This window comes from Nordella sp. HKS 07 (assembly GCF_011046735.1).
Lineage (GTDB): Bacteria > Pseudomonadota > Alphaproteobacteria > Rhizobiales > Aestuariivirgaceae > Taklimakanibacter.
This window is the reverse complement of the sequence record NZ_CP049258.1, coordinates 857,041-874,295: the sequence shown is the minus strand read 5'-3', so window position 1 is coordinate 874,295 and position 17,255 is coordinate 857,041. Positions and strand designations below refer to the sequence as shown.

The 17,255-nt window shown below is 62.1% G+C and carries 17 protein-coding genes; 8 read left to right on the top strand and 9 right to left on the bottom strand.

Annotation, left to right across the window (positions count from 1 at the left end):
* Positions 1-71: 71 nt before the first annotated feature.
* Both betA and G5V57_RS04225 read right to left on the bottom strand, forming a co-directional pair.
* Entirely contained in the window at positions 72-1,727 is a 1,656-nt protein-coding gene (gene betA / locus G5V57_RS04230; RefSeq protein WP_165166344.1) for a choline dehydrogenase, read from the bottom strand.
* Positions 1,728-1,810: 83 nt separating this feature from the next.
* A complete protein-coding gene (locus G5V57_RS04225) occupies positions 1,811-2,686 on the bottom strand; it encodes a MurR/RpiR family transcriptional regulator (RefSeq protein ID WP_165166343.1) in 876 nt (291 codons plus the stop codon).
* An 80-nt stretch (positions 2,687-2,766) separates the two neighbouring features.
* Between G5V57_RS04225 and G5V57_RS04220 the strand changes: the two genes are divergently transcribed.
* The 6 genes from G5V57_RS04220 to G5V57_RS04195 all read left to right on the top strand — a co-directional run bounded on the left by G5V57_RS04220 (position 2,767) and on the right by G5V57_RS04195 (position 10,913).
* Complete coding sequence (locus G5V57_RS04220; protein ID WP_165166342.1) at positions 2,767-3,564, top strand: N-formylglutamate amidohydrolase; 798 nt, start codon at positions 2,767-2,769, stop codon at positions 3,562-3,564.
* Positions 3,565-3,594: 30 nt separating this feature from the next.
* Positions 3,595-5,340, top strand: a complete 1,746-nt coding sequence (locus G5V57_RS04215; protein ID WP_206530195.1) for an amino acid permease — start codon at positions 3,595-3,597, stop codon at positions 5,338-5,340.
* Between the two features lie 73 nt (positions 5,341-5,413).
* Positions 5,414-6,895, top strand: a complete 1,482-nt coding sequence (locus tag G5V57_RS04210) for an amino acid permease (protein ID WP_165166341.1) — start codon at positions 5,414-5,416, stop codon at positions 6,893-6,895.
* Between the two features lie 67 nt (positions 6,896-6,962).
* On the top strand, positions 6,963-8,339 hold the full coding sequence (locus tag G5V57_RS04205) for a glutamine synthetase family protein (RefSeq protein WP_246737520.1): 1,377 nt from the start codon (positions 6,963-6,965) through the stop codon (positions 8,337-8,339).
* Between the two features lie 12 nt (positions 8,340-8,351).
* Positions 8,352-9,746 (top strand): aldehyde dehydrogenase family protein, encoded by a 1,395-nt coding sequence (locus G5V57_RS04200; protein WP_165166340.1) that lies wholly within the window; start codon positions 8,352-8,354, stop codon positions 9,744-9,746.
* 6 nt (positions 9,747-9,752) lie between these two features.
* Positions 9,753-10,913, top strand: a complete 1,161-nt coding sequence (locus G5V57_RS04195) for an iron-containing alcohol dehydrogenase (protein ID WP_165166339.1) — start codon at positions 9,753-9,755, stop codon at positions 10,911-10,913.
* A 65-nt stretch (positions 10,914-10,978) separates the two neighbouring features.
* Here the strand turns inward: G5V57_RS04195 and G5V57_RS04190 are convergent, their stop codons facing one another.
* The 6 genes from G5V57_RS04190 to G5V57_RS04165 form a co-directional block, all read right to left on the bottom strand.
* Positions 10,979-11,302, bottom strand: a complete 324-nt coding sequence (locus tag G5V57_RS04190) for a type II toxin-antitoxin system RelE/ParE family toxin (RefSeq protein WP_165166338.1) — start codon at positions 11,300-11,302, stop codon at positions 10,979-10,981.
* A gap of 5 nt (positions 11,303-11,307) precedes the next feature.
* Positions 11,308-11,580, bottom strand: coding sequence for a type II toxin-antitoxin system Phd/YefM family antitoxin (locus G5V57_RS04185; RefSeq protein WP_165166337.1), 273 nt, complete (start codon positions 11,578-11,580; stop codon positions 11,308-11,310).
* 197 nt (positions 11,581-11,777) lie between these two features.
* Positions 11,778-12,212: a copper chaperone PCu(A)C gene (locus G5V57_RS04180; RefSeq protein ID WP_165166336.1), complete on the bottom strand. Its 435-nt coding sequence runs from the start codon at positions 12,210-12,212 to the stop codon at positions 11,778-11,780.
* Positions 12,213-12,217: 5 nt separating this feature from the next.
* Positions 12,218-13,300: a nickel/cobalt transporter gene (locus tag G5V57_RS04175; RefSeq protein WP_165166335.1), complete on the bottom strand. Its 1,083-nt coding sequence runs from the start codon at positions 13,298-13,300 to the stop codon at positions 12,218-12,220.
* On the bottom strand, positions 13,297-13,932 hold the full coding sequence (locus G5V57_RS04170; RefSeq protein WP_165166334.1) for a DUF1007 family protein: 636 nt from the start codon (positions 13,930-13,932) through the stop codon (positions 13,297-13,299). The genes G5V57_RS04175 and G5V57_RS04170 overlap by 4 nt, the downstream gene beginning before the upstream one ends.
* Before the next feature lie 107 nt (positions 13,933-14,039).
* Positions 14,040-14,993 carry a zinc ABC transporter substrate-binding protein gene (locus G5V57_RS04165; RefSeq protein ID WP_165166333.1) on the bottom strand — a complete coding sequence of 318 codons (954 nt, stop codon included), beginning with the start codon at positions 14,991-14,993 and terminating at the stop codon, positions 14,040-14,042.
* Between the two features lie 165 nt (positions 14,994-15,158).
* On the opposite strand from G5V57_RS04165, the gene G5V57_RS04160 reads away from it, so the two are divergent.
* Positions 15,159-15,881 carry a cytochrome c biogenesis CcdA family protein gene (locus tag G5V57_RS04160; protein ID WP_206530194.1) on the top strand — a complete coding sequence of 241 codons (723 nt, stop codon included), beginning with the start codon at positions 15,159-15,161 and terminating at the stop codon, positions 15,879-15,881.
* Between the two features lie 109 nt (positions 15,882-15,990).
* Here the strand turns inward: G5V57_RS04160 and G5V57_RS04155 are convergent, their stop codons facing one another.
* Complete coding sequence (locus tag G5V57_RS04155) at positions 15,991-16,842, bottom strand: LysR family transcriptional regulator (RefSeq protein WP_165166331.1); 852 nt, start codon at positions 16,840-16,842, stop codon at positions 15,991-15,993.
* Positions 16,843-16,944: 102 nt separating this feature from the next.
* On the opposite strand from G5V57_RS04155, the gene G5V57_RS04150 reads away from it, so the two are divergent.
* Entirely contained in the window at positions 16,945-17,109 is a 165-nt protein-coding gene (locus G5V57_RS04150) for a hypothetical protein (RefSeq protein ID WP_165166330.1), read from the top strand.
* The last annotated feature ends 146 nt before the right edge of the window (positions 17,110-17,255 follow it).

The following is a 17,255-nucleotide window of genomic DNA, read 5'->3' as shown; positions in this document are numbered from 1 at the left end:
GATTGCGAATGCGGTCCCCCTTCCGGAATGCTAATAGTGCCGTGCTGCGACGCATGGGGAGCAGCGAGAGACTACCTCTGACTTGTCTTCCAATTAGGATTGATCCACGGCTCCTGATTGGAGGCGGGGAGCGGCTCGCGGCCGAGAATGTGATCGGAGGCCTTCTCGCCGATCAGAATCGACGGCGCATTGAGATTGCCGTTGGTGATCTGGGGCATGATCGATGAATCGGCGACGCGCAAGGCGTCGATGCCGATGACGCGGCATTCGGGATCGACCACCGCCATTGGATCGCCCGCATCGCCCATGCGGCAGGTGCCGCAAGGGTGGAAAGCGCTTTCGCAGTGATCGCGGATGAAGCCGTCGAGCTCGGCGTCGCTTTTGAGATTCGCGCCTGGCTGGATCTCGCGGCCCTTGTAGGGCTTCAGCGCCTCCTGCTCGAAGATTTCGCGCGTCAGCCGCATGGCGGCGCGGAACTCCGTCCAATCGTCGGGATGCGACATGTAGTTGAACCTGATGGTGGGCGCTCCCTTAGGATCCGCCGATGTCGCCTTCACGAAGCCGCGCGACTTGGATCGCATTGGCCCGACATGGACCTGGAAGGAATGGCCCTTGGCGGCGGCCTTGCCGTCATAGCGGATGGCGATCGGCAGGAAGTGATATTCGATGTCGGGATATTCGACGCCGGCGCGTGAGCGGATGAAGCCGCAGCTCTCGAAATGATTGGTGGCGCCGAGGCCGGTCTTGAACAGCAGCCATTCGAGACCGATGAGGCCCTTCGAAAAGAGATTGAGGCTCGGCAGCAGGGAGACGGGCTTCAGCGATTCCATCTGAAAATAGACTTCGAGATGGTCCTGCAGATTCTGGCCGACGCCCGGCAGCGCGTGCACTGGCGTGACGCCGATCGACTGGAGATGCGCCGGATCGCCGATGCCGGAGATCTGCAGGAGCTTCGGGGAATTGATCGAGCTCGCCGCCAGGATCACCTCGCGGCGCGCCTCCGCCCGCAGGATCTCGCCGCCGCGCTCATATTCGACACCGGTGGCGCGCTTGCCCTCGAGCAGGATGCGGCGCGCGAACGCGCGGGCGACGAGCTTCACATTGGTTCGCTTGAGAGCGGGGCGCAAATAGGCATTGGCGGTGGACCAGCGCCGGCCCTGCCAGATGGTCCGCTCCATGGCGCCGAAGCCTTCCTGCTGGCGGCCATTATAGTCTTCGGTGACGGGGTAGCCCGCTTGCCGGCCCGCTTCGACGAACGCCTGATAGAGCGGATTCTTGCGGACGCCGCGCGTGACATGGAGCGGCCCGTCGGTGCCGCGCCAGCCTTCCTCGCCGCCATGCGAAGCTTCGAGCCGCTTGTAATAGGGCAGCACATGGCGGTGACCCCAACCCTCGGCGCCCATCTCCTCCCAGGTGTCGAAGTCGCGGGCGTGTCCGCGCACATAGACCATGCCGTTGATCGAGGAAGAGCCGCCGATCACCTTGCCGCGTGGTGTCACCAGACGGCGCCCGCCCAAAGCCGGCTCGGGCTCGGCGATGAAGCCCCAGTCATAGGTCTGCATGTTCATCGGATAGGATAGCGCCGACGGCATCTGAATCAGCGGGCCCATGTCGGTGCCGCCATATTCGAGCACCAGCACGCTGTGCCGTCCGTCTTCCGACAGGCGATAGGCCATGGCCGATCCGGCCGAGCCCGACCCGATGATGATGAAGTCGAACGACTCCATATGAACTTCCCCTTTTGGCGCTTATCCCTGCGCGCTCTTCTTGAGGGTAGTGGATCGCATAGCGGGCGGCCTTGCGCAATACGTCATGAATTGCGGCGTAAGCGGCCAGTTATGCCCTCGAGCTCGCGGATGCGCTGCTCGGTATCGGACCAGCGGCGGTCGACGATGTCGGCGATGAGCGCCTCGATCATGAAAAGTGTCGCGACGTTCGAATCCCAGCCCGAGGGCGCCTCGATACGCAAGGGAAAGGAGTGCGCGGCGATGCTGGCGATCGGCGACATCCATTGATCGGTGAACAGAACGATCCTGATCCTGCGCTGATGCGCGAGATTGGCGAGTTCGGCCAGCCTCGGGTCATAGCGGCGCACGTCGAAGGCAATGAGAACATCGCCGCGATCCATATTGAGCACATATTGCGGCCAGGACGCTGGCAGCGCCGGCATCAGCGTCACGCCGGGGCGGATCATATGCAGATGGGTATGGAAATACTCGGCGAGCGGCATGGTGATGCGCCCGCCGACAATATGGACGGCATGGCCCAGGTCGGCGATGAAGTCGGCAATATGGTCGAAGCTCCGGTGATCGACGAGCTTGAGGGAGCCGCGCAAATTCTCCATCACCGCATCGGCGAAGCGGTTGAGCACATGGGCTTCGGGCGCGTCCTTCGACCAGCGCTGATGGCGCGCGATCGGGTCCTTCAACTGCGCCGATACTTCACCGCGCAAGGCGGCCTGGAATGCCGGAAAGCCCGTGAAGCCGAGTTTCTTGGCGAGTCGCAGAGCCGTTGGCGTCGATACCCGCGCCGCCTTGGCGAATTCGGTGATGCTGGAAAGTCCCGCCACCGGATAGTTGGCGAGCAGCGCATGGGCGAGCTTGTGTTCGGCGGGAGTCAGCGTCGGCGCGCCGAGCCTCAGGCGCTCGGCAACGGTTTCGGTCTTGTCGGTCTTGCGCGTGGTCATGGTTGCTCTTGTAACGAATTTGACAGGCGATAGCGATTCTGAAATGATCGTTCCAGGTGGGACAAGGAGAGTCGTTCTCCATGCGTGGGTTGCTTCGCCCCGACGAGGGCGATCCGGTCATTTCGATCAATGAGAACGGGCAATCGCCGGTCGTGCTCGTGTGCGAGCATGCCGGCAGGGTGATTCCGCAAGCGCTTGGAAATATGGGACTTTCGCCCGAAGACCTGACCCGCCATATCGCCTGGGATATCGGGGCGGAGGTAGTGGCGCGTAGGCTTTCCGAGACACTCGACGCGCCGCTTCTGCTGCAGCGCTATTCGCGGCTGGCCTATGATTGCAACCGGCCACCCGAATCACTCGATGCCATGCCGGTAAAGAGCGAGGCGACGCGGGTGCCTGGCAATGAGAATCTCACCCCCGATGCGCGGCTCGCCCGCATCCGCGATATCTATCGCCCCTTTCATGATGCGGTGTCGGAACTGCTCGACCGGCGCGCGAGCCAGAACATCACCTCTCTCATCGTGACGATGCACAGTTTCACCCCCGTCTACCGGGGAATAAGGCGCCATCTCGATCTCGGCGTCCTGCATGACCGCGACACCCGTCTGGCCGATCTGGTGCTCGGCCTCGCCGGCCGCATGAAGGATATCGTGGTGCGGCGTAACGAGCCTTATGGGCCGCAGGACGGCGTGTGCCACACGCTCAATCTGCATGGCGGCACCCGCGGGATCCACCATGTCATGCTGGAGATCCGCAATGATCTCATCGACCAGGAGGCCGGCCAGGCGCAATGGGCAGCGCGGCTTGCGAGCGTGTTGGAGCAGGCCGTTTCGATCATCTTCCCTTCGACAATAGTGAGGACGCGGTTGAGTACATAAAACCGAGGCGGGGGCATATCGGAGGATGCAATGAGACCCAAAGATTATTCAGATTCCGAGCATCATGAGGACGTGAAAGTTCTACACGGCATGGGCTATGCGCAGGAACTCACCCGCCGCATGGGGCCATTCCAGAATTTCGCGATCTCCTTCGCCATCATCTGCATCGTGGCAGGTGGCATCACCGCGTTTCCAGCCGCCCTCAGCGCCGGCGGCGGCGGCTCGATCGGCTATATCTGGCCGCTCGGCTCGCTGTTCGCCCTGCTGGTGGCGGCCGCGATGGGACAGATCGCCTCCTCTTATCCGACCGCCGGCGGCATTTACCACTGGTCGTCGATCCTTGGCGGCCGGGGTTTCGGCTGGGCCGCCGCGTGGTTCAATCTGCTGGGCCTGATGTTTGTCGTCTCGTCGGTGAACTTCGGACTGTTTAACCTGTTCCGTGATCTGTTCCTTGCCCAGGTGCTGGGCATGGACGTCACCAATTGGACATCCACCGGCGAGTTTTCGACCGGCTGGTGGGTCCAGACGGCCTTCATTGCCGGCGTCACGATCGTCCAGGCGATCCTCAATCACTACTTCCTCAGGCTGACGACCATCCTCACGGACTGGAGCGGCTATATCATCCTGGCGACAACGGTCGTGCTGACGGTGTCGCTGCTCGCCTTCGCGCCGTCACTCGACTTCGGCCGCCTGTTCACCTTCACCAATTTCACCGGCGATGCCGGCGGTGGCGTGTGGCCACAGGCCAATGTTTTCCTCTATGTCGTGGCGCTCGGGCTGCTGCATGCGGTCTACACCATCACCGGCTTCGATGCCTCCGCGCATACGTCGGAGGAAACCCGCAATGCCCAGCGTGAAGTGCCGAAAGGAATGATCCGCTCGGTCTGGTGGTCATTCCTGTTTGGCTATTTCATGGTGTGCGCGATGGTGCTGGCGCTCCCCAATCAGACCGACGCGTCCGGCACCGTCATTGACGGAGTAGCCGCCGCGGCCAAGCAGGGCTGGGCCTCGTTCAACTGGCTCATGCAGGTCTCGCCCATGCCTTTCGCGCTTAAGGCGTTGATCATCATCGGCATTGTGGTGTCGAACTTCCTCTGCGCGCTCGCGGGACTGACCTCCTGCTCGCGCATGATGTATGCCTTCGCTCGCGATGGCGGCCTGCCGATGTCGAATGTGCTCAGGAAGGTGAGCCCGATCTATCGCACACCGGGAGCGGCGATATGGGTGGGTGGTGCCCTCTCGATTGTGGCAACTCTCTATGGCGGCGCATTCCTGGTCCTGTCGACGGGCTGCGCCGTGTTTCTATATCTGTCCTATCTCATGCCGATCGGCGCCGCGCTCAAAGGCGAATTCAGCGGCGAATGGACCAACAAGGGGCCGTTCGATCTCAAGGCGGCCTCCATTCCGGTGGCGGTGCTCGCCGTCATCGGTTGCGCGCTGCTGATCTTCGTCGGTGTGCAGCCGCCGCAGGAAAAGGTGGGCTATCTCATCGTGCTCATGATCCTGGCGCTTGCTGCCTTCTGGTTCGCGATGGAAGGCAAGGCGGCGTTCGGTGCGCTGTTCGCGGCGCTCACCGTCGCGGCCGTCTACTACTTCTGGCGGGACCCCGCGAGTAACTTCGGCCTCTGGGCAGCGGTCGTCGTCGCGGTGGTGATGGCGGCTCTGCTTCTGGTGCTGCGTGGCAAGCGCTTCGCCGGCCCGCCGATCGGCGACGAAATCGCCCGGCGCAGGGCTGAGATCGCGGCTGCCGAGGCGGCGATCGCACAGGGAAGTTGACGTGCGTTGACAAGAAACGGCGGCGCCCATGGGGGGCGCCGTCGCGGGCAACAACAGGGGAAACGGGGGACTCATGTCTCAAACGGAAAGTGGTGGCGTCAGCTTTACCAAGGCTGACGCCGGATATTTCGAGAAGCGACATCTCCAGCGCTATGCGGGGATATGGTCGCTATGGGCATTGGGTGTCGGCGCCGTCATCTCCGGCCATTTCTCAGGCTGGAATTTCGGCTTTGCCACCGGGGGCTGGGGCGGGCTTCTGGTCGCCGGCGCCATCATCGCCGTCATGTATATCGGCCTCGTCTTCTGCATCGCCGAAATGTCGCCGGCGCTGCCGCATACGGGGGCGGCCTATTCCTTCGGTCGCACCGCCATGGGTCCATGGGGCGGCTTTATCACGGGCCTGTGCGAAAACGTCGAATATGTAGTGACGCCGGCGGTGATCGTGACCTTCATCACGGCTTACGTGAACAGCATCTTCGGCTTCGATCCGAGCTACTCGCCGCTCATCTGGATCATCACCTATCTGATCTTCCTTGGGCTCAACATCTTCGGCGTGGCGCTCTCCTTCCGGGTGACGCTGATCGTGACGCTGCTGTCGCTCGCGGTCATGGTCACCTTCTGGTTCAGCGCTTTCCCGAACATGGACTTCAGCCGGTGGGCTCTTAATATCGCGCCCGACGGAAGCGAGCTTCCGGAAGGCAACGGCTCGCTGTTCCCGATGGGCGTCTCGGGCATCCTCGCCTCGCTGCCCTTCGCGGTGTGGCTGTTCCTCGCCATCGAGCAACTGCCGCTGGCGGCGGAAGAATCGGTGGATCCCAAGCGCGACATGCCGAAGGGCATCCTGCTCGGCATGCTGACGCTCGTGATTTCGGCCTTCATGATCGTGCTGCTCAATCCGTCGGTCGCCGGCGTCGGCGCCCACAAGCTCGGCTCTTCGCTCGAGCCACTGCTCGACGGTTTCCGCGCCATCTATGGCGATATGGGGGTCACGGTGCTCGGCATCATGGCGCTCACCGGGCTCATTGCGAGCTTCCATACGATCCTGTTCGCGCAAGGACGGCAAATCTACTCCCTGTCGCGGGCGGGCTATTTCCCGAAGGGCCTGTCGCTCACCCACCAAACCTACCGTACACCGCATATCGCGATGGTCGTGGGCTCGATCGTGGGCCTGCTCATCATGCTGGTGATCTGGTTCTCGCTCGGTGCGGAGAAGGGCGGCGCCATCATCGGCAGCGTGCTGCTCAACATGGCGGTGTTCGGGGCGATGTTCTCCTATATCCTGCAGGCGGTCTCTTTCATCCTGCTCAGGAAGAACAAGCCCCATATCAACCGGCCCTACAGGAGCCCGCTCGGCATCGGCGGCGCCGTGGTGACGATCATCATCGCGGTGGTCACGCTCTATTACCAGATCCAGGATCCGAACTTCTTCTATGGCGTGTTCTGGGTCGGCGTGTGGTTCGTGGCCGCGATCATCTACTTCGCTGCTGTTGGCCGCCACAAGCTCATCCTCTCGCCGGAGGAGGAGTTCGCGATGGAGCATCGCGCCAAGGCATAACGGACGACGACGGCGGCGCGGGAAACTCCCGCGCCGCTTTTTCATTTTGTATGAGAAAGAGAGAAAAATGGTTCAAGGCATGCTGACGCTGGCCCAGCTCAAAAAGGAAGTTGCGGCTGGCACAATCGATACGGTCGTCGCGGCGTTTCCCGACATGCAAGGCCGCCTGATCGGCAAGCGCTTCCACGCGCAGTTCTTCGTCGACGGTGCCTATGAGGAGACGCATGGCTGCAATTATCTCCTCGCCGACGACATCGATATGGAACCGGTGCCCGGCTACAAGGTGGCGAGCTGGCAGAAGGGTTATGGCGATTTCGTCATCAAGCCGGACCTGGCAACCATGCGGGTGACGCCCTGGCTCGACAAGACGGCGCTGGTGATCTGCGACGTGCTCGATCATCACGACCATTCGCCCTTGCCGCATGCGCCGCGCAATATCCTCAAGAAGCAGCTCGAACGTCTCAGCAAGATGAAGATGAAGGCCTATATGGCCTCGGAGCTCGAATTCTTCCTGTTCGACGAGTCCTATCAGAGCGCCCATGACAAGGCTTACGCCAATCTCAAGACGGCGGGCTATTATATCGAGGACTATCACATCCTGCAGACGACCAAGGAAGAAGGCGTGATGCGCGCCATCCGCAATGGTCTCGCTGGTGCCGGCATTCCGGTCGAAAACTCGAAGGGTGAATGGGGCCCGGGCCAGGAAGAGATCAATGTCAAATATGCCGAGGCCCTCGACATGGCCGACCGGCATGTGATCATGAAAAATGGCTGCAAGGAGATCGCCTGGGGGCTCGGCAAGGCCATCAGCTTCATGGCCAAATGGAATTACGGGCTCGCCGGCAACTCCTCCCACATCCATCAGAGCCTGTGGTCGGCCGACGGCAAGAGCTCGATGTTCCATGATGCCAAGGGCGATCACGGCATGTCGGCCATGATGAAGCACTATCTGGCAGGCCAACTCGCCCATGCCGGCGAGATCACCTATTTCCTGGCGCCCTATATCAACTCCTATAAGCGCTTCATGGCCGGGACTTTCGCGCCGACACGGGCGATCTGGAGCTTCGACAACCGCACCGCCGGCTACCGTCTGTGCGGCGCCGACACCAAGGCGATCCGCGTCGAATGCCGGGTCGGTGGTGCCGATCTCAACCCCTATCTCGCTTTCGCGGCACTGCTCGCCGCCGGCCTCGACGGGATCGAGAAGAAGATGGCGCTCGAGCCGGCTTTTGCGGGAGATGCCTACGACACCTCGAAGAAACTGCGTGAGATCCCCAAGACATTGCGCGAGGCGACCGAGCTTCTCGACAAGTCCAAGCTTCTGCGTGGGGCCTTCGGCGACGACGTGATCGATCACTATGTGCATACTGCCAAATGGGAGCAGTTCGAGTATGACCGGCGCATCACCGACTGGGAACTGAAGCGCGGCTTCGAGCAATATTGAGAGGATAGAAGAGTGGCTGAGAAGATAAGATGTGTGTCGCCGGTTGACGGCTCGGTCTATGCCGAGCGCTCGGTGGCGAAGAAGAAGGAAATCGAGGCGGCCTTCACGGCGGCCCATGCGGCGCAGGAGAAGTGGAAGCGACTGCCGCTGGCTGAGCGGGCGAAATATTGCTCGGCCGCCGTGGACGCGATGCTCACCATGAAGGATGCCATCGTGCCGGAACTCGCCTGGCAGATGGGACGCCCGATACGCTATGGCGCCGGCGAGCTTCGCGGTTTCGAGGAGCGCGCGCGTTACATGATCGCGATCGCCGAGCGCTCGCTTTCCGACATCCGCCCCGAGCCCAAGGAAGGCTTCCTGCGCCATATCAAGCGTGAGCCCTTGGGTGTCGTCTTCACCATAGCGCCGTGGAATTATCCCTATCTCACTGCCGTCAATTCAATCATTCCGGCGCTGATGGCCGGCAACGCCGTCGTGCTCAAGCATGCGGCGCAGACGATCATGGTGGGCGAGCGCTTCGCCAAGGCCTTCAAGGCGGCAGGCCTGCCTAAGAACGTCTTCCAGAATCTGGTGCTGTCGCACGACCAGACGGCCCAGATCATCTCGGGCGGTCATGCCAACATGGTCTGTTTCACCGGCTCGGTTGCCGGCGGCAAGGCGATGGAGAAGGCGGCGGCCGGGCACTTCATCAATGTCGGGCTCGAACTCGGCGGCAAGGACCCGGCCTATGTGCGCCCCGATGCCAACATGGCGCATGCGATCGAGAACCTGGTCGACGGCGCCTTCTTCAATTCGGGGCAGAGCTGCTGCGGCATCGAGCGCATTTATGTGCACAAGAAAGTGTGGGGCGATTTTATCGACGGCTTCGTCGACCTGACCCGGAAATATGTTCTGGGCTCGCCGCTCGACGAGGCGACGACGCTTGGGCCCCTGGTCAAGCTGGAGGCCGCCGATTTCGTGCGCAAGCAGATCGCCTCGGCTGTCCGCTCCGGCGCCAAGGCCCATATCGATCCCAAGAGCTTCGCGCGCGATCGCAAGGGTTCGGCTTACATGGCCCCGCAGGTTCTCACCTCGGTCAATCACCAGATGTCGGTGATGATGGAGGAGAGCTTCGGGCCCGTCGTCGGCATCATGAAGGTGAGCGATGACGAGGAGGCCATCGGGCTGATGAACGATTCACCCTACGGCCTCACCGCCGCGGTATGGACGGAGGACGCCGACGCCGCCGAGCGCATCGGCAACGAGATCGCCACCGGCACGGTGTTCATGAACCGCTGTGACTATCTCGACCCGGCATTGACCTGGACCGGCGTCAAGGATACGGGCCGGGGCGCCACACTTTCCGTGGTCGGCTATGAAGCACTGACGCGGCCCAAGAGCTATCACCTCAGAACCAAGACGAGCTGACATTCCATGACCATTCCAAACCGCAATATCAACTTCCCCACCGCGATCAAATTCGGCGCCGGGCGCATCAAGGAACTGGCGGAGCTGTGCCAGGCCAATGGCATGAAGCGGCCGCTCTTCGTCACCGATCCGGGCCTCGCCAAGATGCCGATGGTGGCGACCATTCTCGATGACCTCAAGAAGGCCGGCCTGGGCGTCGCCTTGTTCGCGGACGTGCGGCCCAATCCGGTGGAAGCCAATCTGCAAGCGGGGGTCAAGGCCTACCGGTCCGGCAAGCATGACGGCGTCATCGCCTTCGGCGGCGGCTCCGGTCTCGATATCGGCAAGCTCATCGCGCTGATGCACGGCCAGAAGATCTCGGTCTTCGATCTCGAGGATATCGGCGACTGGTGGACCAGGGCCGATGCCAGCAAGGTTTCGCCGATCATCGCGGTGCCGACCACCGCGGGCACGGGCTCGGAAGTGGGCCGCGCCGGTGTCGTCACGCATCCCGAGACCCATGAGAAGAAGATCATCTTCCATCCGGCGATCATGCCGAAAGTGGCGCTGCTCGATCCCGAGCTTTCGGTCGGCCTGCCGCCCAAGCTCACCGCGGCGACCGGCATGGACGCGCTTGCCCATTGCCTCGAAGCCTATTGCGCGCCGTTCTATCACCCGCTTGCCAAGGGTGTGGCACTCGAGGGCATGCTGCTCATCAAGGAGAATCTCGCCAAGGCGGTGAAGAAGGGCAACGACATCGACGCGCGCGGCAACATGCTGATCGCCTCCTCGATGGGCGCCACCGCCTTCCAGCGGGGCCTCGGCGCCATCCATGCGCTGTCGCATCCCTTCGGCGGCCTTTATGACGCCCATCATGGCCTCCTCAACGGCATCGTCATGCCCTATGTGCTGAAGGCCAATCGCAAGAAGATCGAGAAGGACATCGAGCGCGCCGCCGCCTATCTCGGCATCAAGGGCGGCTTCGACGGCTTCCTCAAATGGATCCTGGCGCTGCGCAAGGAAGTCGGACTCCCGCATAAGCTCGCGGATATCGGCATCGACACTAAGCGCCTCGACGAGGTGGCGAAGATGGCGATCAAGGATCCCTCCGCCGGCGGCAATCCGATCCCGTTCAGCGAGAAGCAATACAAGGCGCTCGCGAAGAAGTGCGTGACGGGCGATCTGTAAGGTCTCGCCATCCGATTGTCATCGGCATCCTGCTGGGTCGGCCAGCAGGATTCATCAGAAAGCGATCACCGCAACAGGCGGCGCTCGAGGAAGCTCTGCATATCGCGGCGGCCATCAACGACGCAATAGACCACGATGTCTGCGCCGATGATTCGATAGATGATACGATATGGCTTGTAATGAGCCTCCCGGTAGTCGGTAATGCCGACTGCCGCCAGTTCCTTCGGGATGTTGCCTCTTTGGGGCATGTCGTTGAGCCGGCGGCAAGCGTCGTCCAGTGCGTCAAGGATTCGATCTGCGCTTTCAGGCGAATCGTGCCGCGCGATGTAGCGATAGATGTCCTCGATGTCGCGTTCGGCGCTTTCCGCCAGCAGTACGCGATAGCGCATCGGGCTCAGTCTTTGATGCGGTTGCGGATTCGCTCGAAGGCTTCGGAAGCGGGCCGCAGCTTGCCGTTCTCCACTTCCTTGTTCGTGAGGGCTAGCGCCTTCAGGAGCGCCATGGTCTCCTGTGTCTCTTCATAGTGCGCCACATCCTGGAGCACCGCCTTCGCTTCACCGTGCAGTGTGATGATGACCGGAGTCTCGCCCTCGGCCAACCCTCGAATTACCTCAGGGGCATGTGCTTTCAGATAGCTGATAGGTTTGACACGAGCGGAGAGCTTCATGTGCGGGACCATCCTTTTGACCAGAATATAGTCTAAAGATGGTCTGATTTAAAGGCCCCGCACGGAATGTAGAAAGCGGGCGCTCTCATCGTGGGCTAGAGCATCGGCCCGAGAAGCGCGTGCGGTTCTCGGAAAAGCCGATGCGCAAAATCAAAGAGTTTGAGCGCCGGACCGATCCTACGAGACCGTCCGGCGCTCTAATGCCCCGAGCCGTCTTCGACGATCACCTCGACGGTGATCTCGCCGGCATTCAGAAAATCGAGCGTCATGTCGAATTTGTCGCCGGACTTGAGCGGCCTTGAGAGGCCGATGAGGCGCAGATGCCGCGCGCCTTTGCGCATGGCGACGGGCTTTGCAGGCTCGACCGCGATCGAGGTCAGGGGCGGGTCGTCATAGCGGTTGTTCTGGCGCAATTCGATCATCGAGCAGATGGGCGAGCGGGCCGCGACGAGCTCATCCTTGGTCTGGCCGCGGTTGGACAGGGGCACGAAGACCTGGGTCTCGCGCATATCCGACGGCAGCCCCCAGACATGGCCGATGGCGATCTCGCCGATCTTGAAGGAATGGGCCACTGCCTTGGGCGCGGCAGCGGCCATGGCCATGAGGGTGAGAATACGGCGCCGGTTGAGCATGGTCCCTACATCATCACATTGGTGGAGAAGAGCGAGCCCCAGAAAAGCAGGCCGCCGAGCCCCATGATCACCAGGCCGCCGATCGTCCGAAGGCCAAAGGCGGCGCGCTCGAGCCAGGCGGAATCCTTCCGGGCGAGGCGCAGCGCCAGCTTTTTCGAATAGACCGCAATGGCGGCGATCACAGAGACGGTGATCGCGGTGCCGAGTGCCATCACGAAGGTCGATGTCACGCCCGCCCAGTAGAGGCCCAGCACATTGGCGGAGATCAGCACCAGCAGCGATCCGGTGCAGGGCCGGATACCGACCGCGAAAGAAAGCGACCAGGCCTTGGCCCATGACCAGTCGCCCTTGACCTCGCTCGCCTGCGGTACATGAGCGTGGCCGCAGCCGCAGGCCTCGTCGTGCTCATGATGATGATCGTGGCCGTGGTGGTGATCATGATGGTGGTGATGATTGTGGGCGCCGGTATGTGCGGGTTCGGGCGCGTGCGCATGAACATGCGGCCGGAAGGCGGACCAGATCAGATAGGCGCCCATCAGCGCAATCAGGCCGTAGCTCGCACTTTCGAGGAAGCCCGCGACATCGCGCGCGGTCGTGCCCACCGCCGTGACCAGCAGCAACAGCGCGGTGATGATGGCGATCGCGGTCAGGGCCTGGATGAGGGCACTCAGGAAGGCGATCAGGATGCCGCGGCGAAGCTCATTCTCGGTGGCGAGCAGCCAGGCGGAGATCACCGCCTTGCCGTGTCCAGGCCCCGCGGCATGGAAGATGCCATAGCCGAAGCTCAGAAGCATCAGCGTATAGGCTGGAAGAAGCGAGGACTGCGCCTTCATCTGGCGGAGCGACTGCGACATGGCGCCATAGAAGCCCCGCTGCTTCTCGACGATCCACAAAGCGGGGTCGCTCCAGAAGGAGGGCATGTCGATCGTGCCGTCGGCGTTGCGCGGCTGGACGAGGAGCTTGCGCTTGTCGATCTTGGGCGCCGCCTCATTGGTTTGTTCCTGCGCCTGGAGCGGGCCCGGGAGAACCATGGCGCCTGCGATCGAGGCCAGCAGGAGAAGTGCCAGTAGCCGGGCTATCAAGGTCATTGGTTGCAGATGATCAGAGCCGGTTGCGCGAACATGCCGCCGAAATCCTCATCATCAGGCGGCTTCCAGTCGGTGCCCTTGGTGGAGAGCATCTCGCGAGTCTGGTTGAGCTGCTGGTCGGAGACAACGGGTTCGACCTTGAGCCTGCAGTCATTGGGCAGCGTGCCGATGACGCCGACCGGGTCCTGCTCGACATAGTCCAGGGCGATGTAGAATTCCGGATCATAGACCTTGTACTGGAATTCCACCTTGTGCGGGTCGACCGGTGTGGCGAGCGGCACGGTGAAGTGCAGTTCGAGCTTGCCGTTGCTGAAGATCTGGCCGGGATCGACGGGATCGGCCATGGGCACGATCTGACCATTGACGCGCGGCACTATGAAATAATTATAGTCCTTCAGCGAGCTCAGATTCTCGCGCGTCAAAGGCTCGAGCTCAGACTGGCTGTAGACGCCGTCGCCATTGGTGTCGAGGCCGTCGAGGGCCACTTGCGCATAGCCGTCGTCGAAGGTCCATTCCACCGCGATGCCGCTCACCTCACCCTTGTCGTTGAAGACGACATCGGAACGCATGGCGATCCAGACATGCGGATGGGCGAAAGCGGGCGCTGCCGTGCCCAAGACCATGGCCGTCATTGCCGCTCCGACAAGGATCGCGCGCCGCATTCCGGATCATTCCCCCAAATCAACCAAAGGCCAGGGATGATGCGAGAATGCGGCGGAAAAGTGAAGTTACGCTTGCGTTATTGGCTGCCCAGACAACCGACGAGCGATTTGACGAAACGTCGCATCATGCCGGCGTAGGCGTCGGGCCCCTTTGCTTCGGCGGCGCCAAGGCCGTCGAGCACGGCGCTCTTCGCGCGGGTGCCTTCGATGACGGTCTCCACGTATTTCGGCTCGAATTGCGGCTCGGCGAAGACGCAGAGCGCTTTGGTCTCGGCAATGCGATCATGGATCTCCTTCAGGCGCCTGGCACCCGGCGTCGCCTCCGGATTGACGGTGATGCTGCCGGCCGGGTTCATGCCGAAGCGCGCCTCGAAATACTGATAGGCGTCGTGGAAGACGATGTAGCGCCGGTCGCGCAACGGCGCGATCTCGGTCTTGATCTCGGCCGAGAGCCTATCGAGGCTGGCTGCGAATTTTGCGGCGTTCTCGCGATATTGCGCGGCATTGGCGCTATCGAGGTCGCTCAAGGTATTGGCGAGCGCTTGGGCGATCGCCTTGGCATTTTCGGGGTCCATCCAGATATGCGGATCATTGCCGCCATGATCGTGGTCGTGGCCTTCCGCTTCATGCGTATCTTCCGCCTCGCCCTCATGCGAATGAGGCTCCCACAGGCCGCCATCGCGGGCAGGCAAAGTCTTGACGCCCGGCGCTTCGGCTGCCTCGAAGACCTTCTTCCGGCCGATGTCCGGGTTTTCCAGCGCCTTGTGCAGGAATGCCTCGAGATTCTCGCCCACCGCCACGATCAGATCGGCATCCTGCATCGCCTGGACCTGGGAGGGAGTGAGCTGCGCGGTGTGCTCGGATACCGCGGCGTCGAGCAGCAATTGCGGATCGGCCACGCCCTTCATGACATTGGCGGCGATGGAATGGATGGGCTTGATCGTCGCCACAACCTGCGGGGCGGCAAGGCTGGCGGTGCTCAGACCTGTGGCAAACAGACAGGCCAGGGCAAAACGGGCGGTCGCGGGCATTCATTTCCTCCTCGATGTTATATTATAACATAACATAGAAATCGATCTGTCAAGTGACAGCTTGTTGATGGCCTGCGGCCTTTCGTGAGTTGTGCCTTTCCTCCTGACCGGCCAAGTTGCGGCGCCCCCGCGACCGGAGGGGCAGTAGGTGCGAGGCTTTCTGACGTGTTTTCCATTCTGACGGCGTTCTTCGGCGGGCTGCTGAGCTTTCTCAGTCCCTGTGTCCTGCCGCTGGTGCCGCCCTATCTGTGTTTCATCACCGGCGCCTCGCTCGACGATCTGACCGAGAACCAGGCGATTTCGCGCAAGCGCACGATGCTCGCCTCGCTCGCTTTCGTCCTCGGCTTCTCGACCGTCTTCGTGCTCCTGGGCGCCACGGCTTCCGTCGCCGGGCAGTATCTGCGCGAGCATCTGCCGCTCCTCTCCCAGCTCGCCGGCATCGTCATCATTCTGATGGGCCTGCATTTCCTCGGCGTTTTCCGTTTTGCCTTCATCAACCGGGAGAAGCGCTATCAGCAGGAGACGCGGCCTGCCGGCCTCTTCGGTGCCTATGCGGTGGGATTGGCCTTCGCCTTCGGTTGGACGCCCTGCATCGGGCCGGTGCTCGCCACCATTCTCGCGGTCGCGGCGAGCGAGGACAGCGTCAGGCAGGGCGCCTTCCTGCTCGCCGTTTACTCCGCGGGCCTCGGCGTGCCCTTCCTTCTCGCGGCGCTGGCGGTCGGCCGCTTCCTCACCTTCCTCAAACGCTTCGCCAAACATCTGAACATGGTCGAGAAGGCGATGGGCGTGCTGCTGATCCTCGCCGGCATCGCCTTCCTCACCGGCCTCCATCAGGCCTTTGCCTATTGGCTGCTGGAGACCTTCCCGATTTTCTCGAAGCTTGGCTAGCGCGCATCCCGGCGAAGTGGACTCGCTTCGCCGATAAGGATTCGCGCCAAATCAATATCTTCGAGCAAATCCTTGTCGCCAAAGTCTTCAACTTTGGCGGGATTTGCTCTCAGCGTTCCGCGGAGAAGCGCGTCATCAGATGGGTTTCGAGGCGATCGATGATGGCGCTCTTCTTCAGATGCGCGCGCTCGAGCCTGATGTTGAACTGGGCGAGCGGCGGAAAGCCCTCCGCGGCGGTGAGCTCGCGCATGTCGGGCGTGACGCTGCTCCGCACCATGGCGCTGATCGCGAGACCGCCCGTCACGGCCGCGCGCAGGCCCGTCATGCTGCGGCTGATCACGGCGGTGCGATAGTTGCGCTTCATGGTCTGCAGTGACGTGAGCATGAAGCGGGCATAGCTGTCGTCCTCACCGCGCATGGCGATCGGCACCGGATCGCGATCCTGCAGATTGCCGTCGCGCGGCGCCACCCAGACGATCTGGTCGCGGAAGGCGATCGGCCCACCGCGCACCGGGCCTTCGCCCTCGGTGATAAAAGCAAGGTCGACGGCGCCCTCGGCCAGCTTCTTGACCAGAAGCTTCGATTCCTCCAGCACCAGATCGACGGTGGCGAGGGGATAGAGCTCGATGAAGCTCCTGAGCACGTCCGAGAGAATGCGTGGCGCATAGTCCTCCGACAGCCCCAGCACCACGACGCCCTCGACGGAGCCGCGGTTGAAAGCGGCGAGCGCCCCATTGTAGGACGCCATGATGTCCTTGGCGTAGCCGAGAAACAATTCGCCGTGCTCGGTGAGCTCGACGCTCGAGCTGGTGCGCAGCAAGAGCGGCCGGCCCAGCAGATCCTCGAGGCGTCTGACCTGCAGGCTCACCGCCGATTGGGTGCGCCCGACCTGGCGCGCGGCTTGCGTGAAGCTGCCGGTCTCGCAAATGGCGATGAAGCTCTTCAGTAGATCGATGTCCATGGTCGCCGATGAGTTTCCCTCATGGCCTATATTTCAACTACTTGTTGGACAGATCAACTGGCGCGGTGTGGGATCAGGAGAGGAATTTGGAGGTGCCGTGTCATGTTCAACCAGGCATTGGTGGTGTTCCGGCGCGTAGCCGGGGCATTCGACACTTGGCGCGCCTCGCAGCGGCTGCGCGGCGCCGATGACGCCATGCTCGCGGATATCGGTGTAGCCCGCGGCCATATCGACTGGCTGGTACATCACGGGCGGAGGCGGAACTAGTGTGCTGAACGCGAAGTTCCTGATATCAGGCGGCTTACACCGACAGGAATTTCGCGTTCAAAAGCACACTAGAATCATTAGGTTTTCTAGTGTCCTTCCGAATCCGAAGTTCGCTCGGAAAGTGCCACTGGCTGTCGCGAACTTCG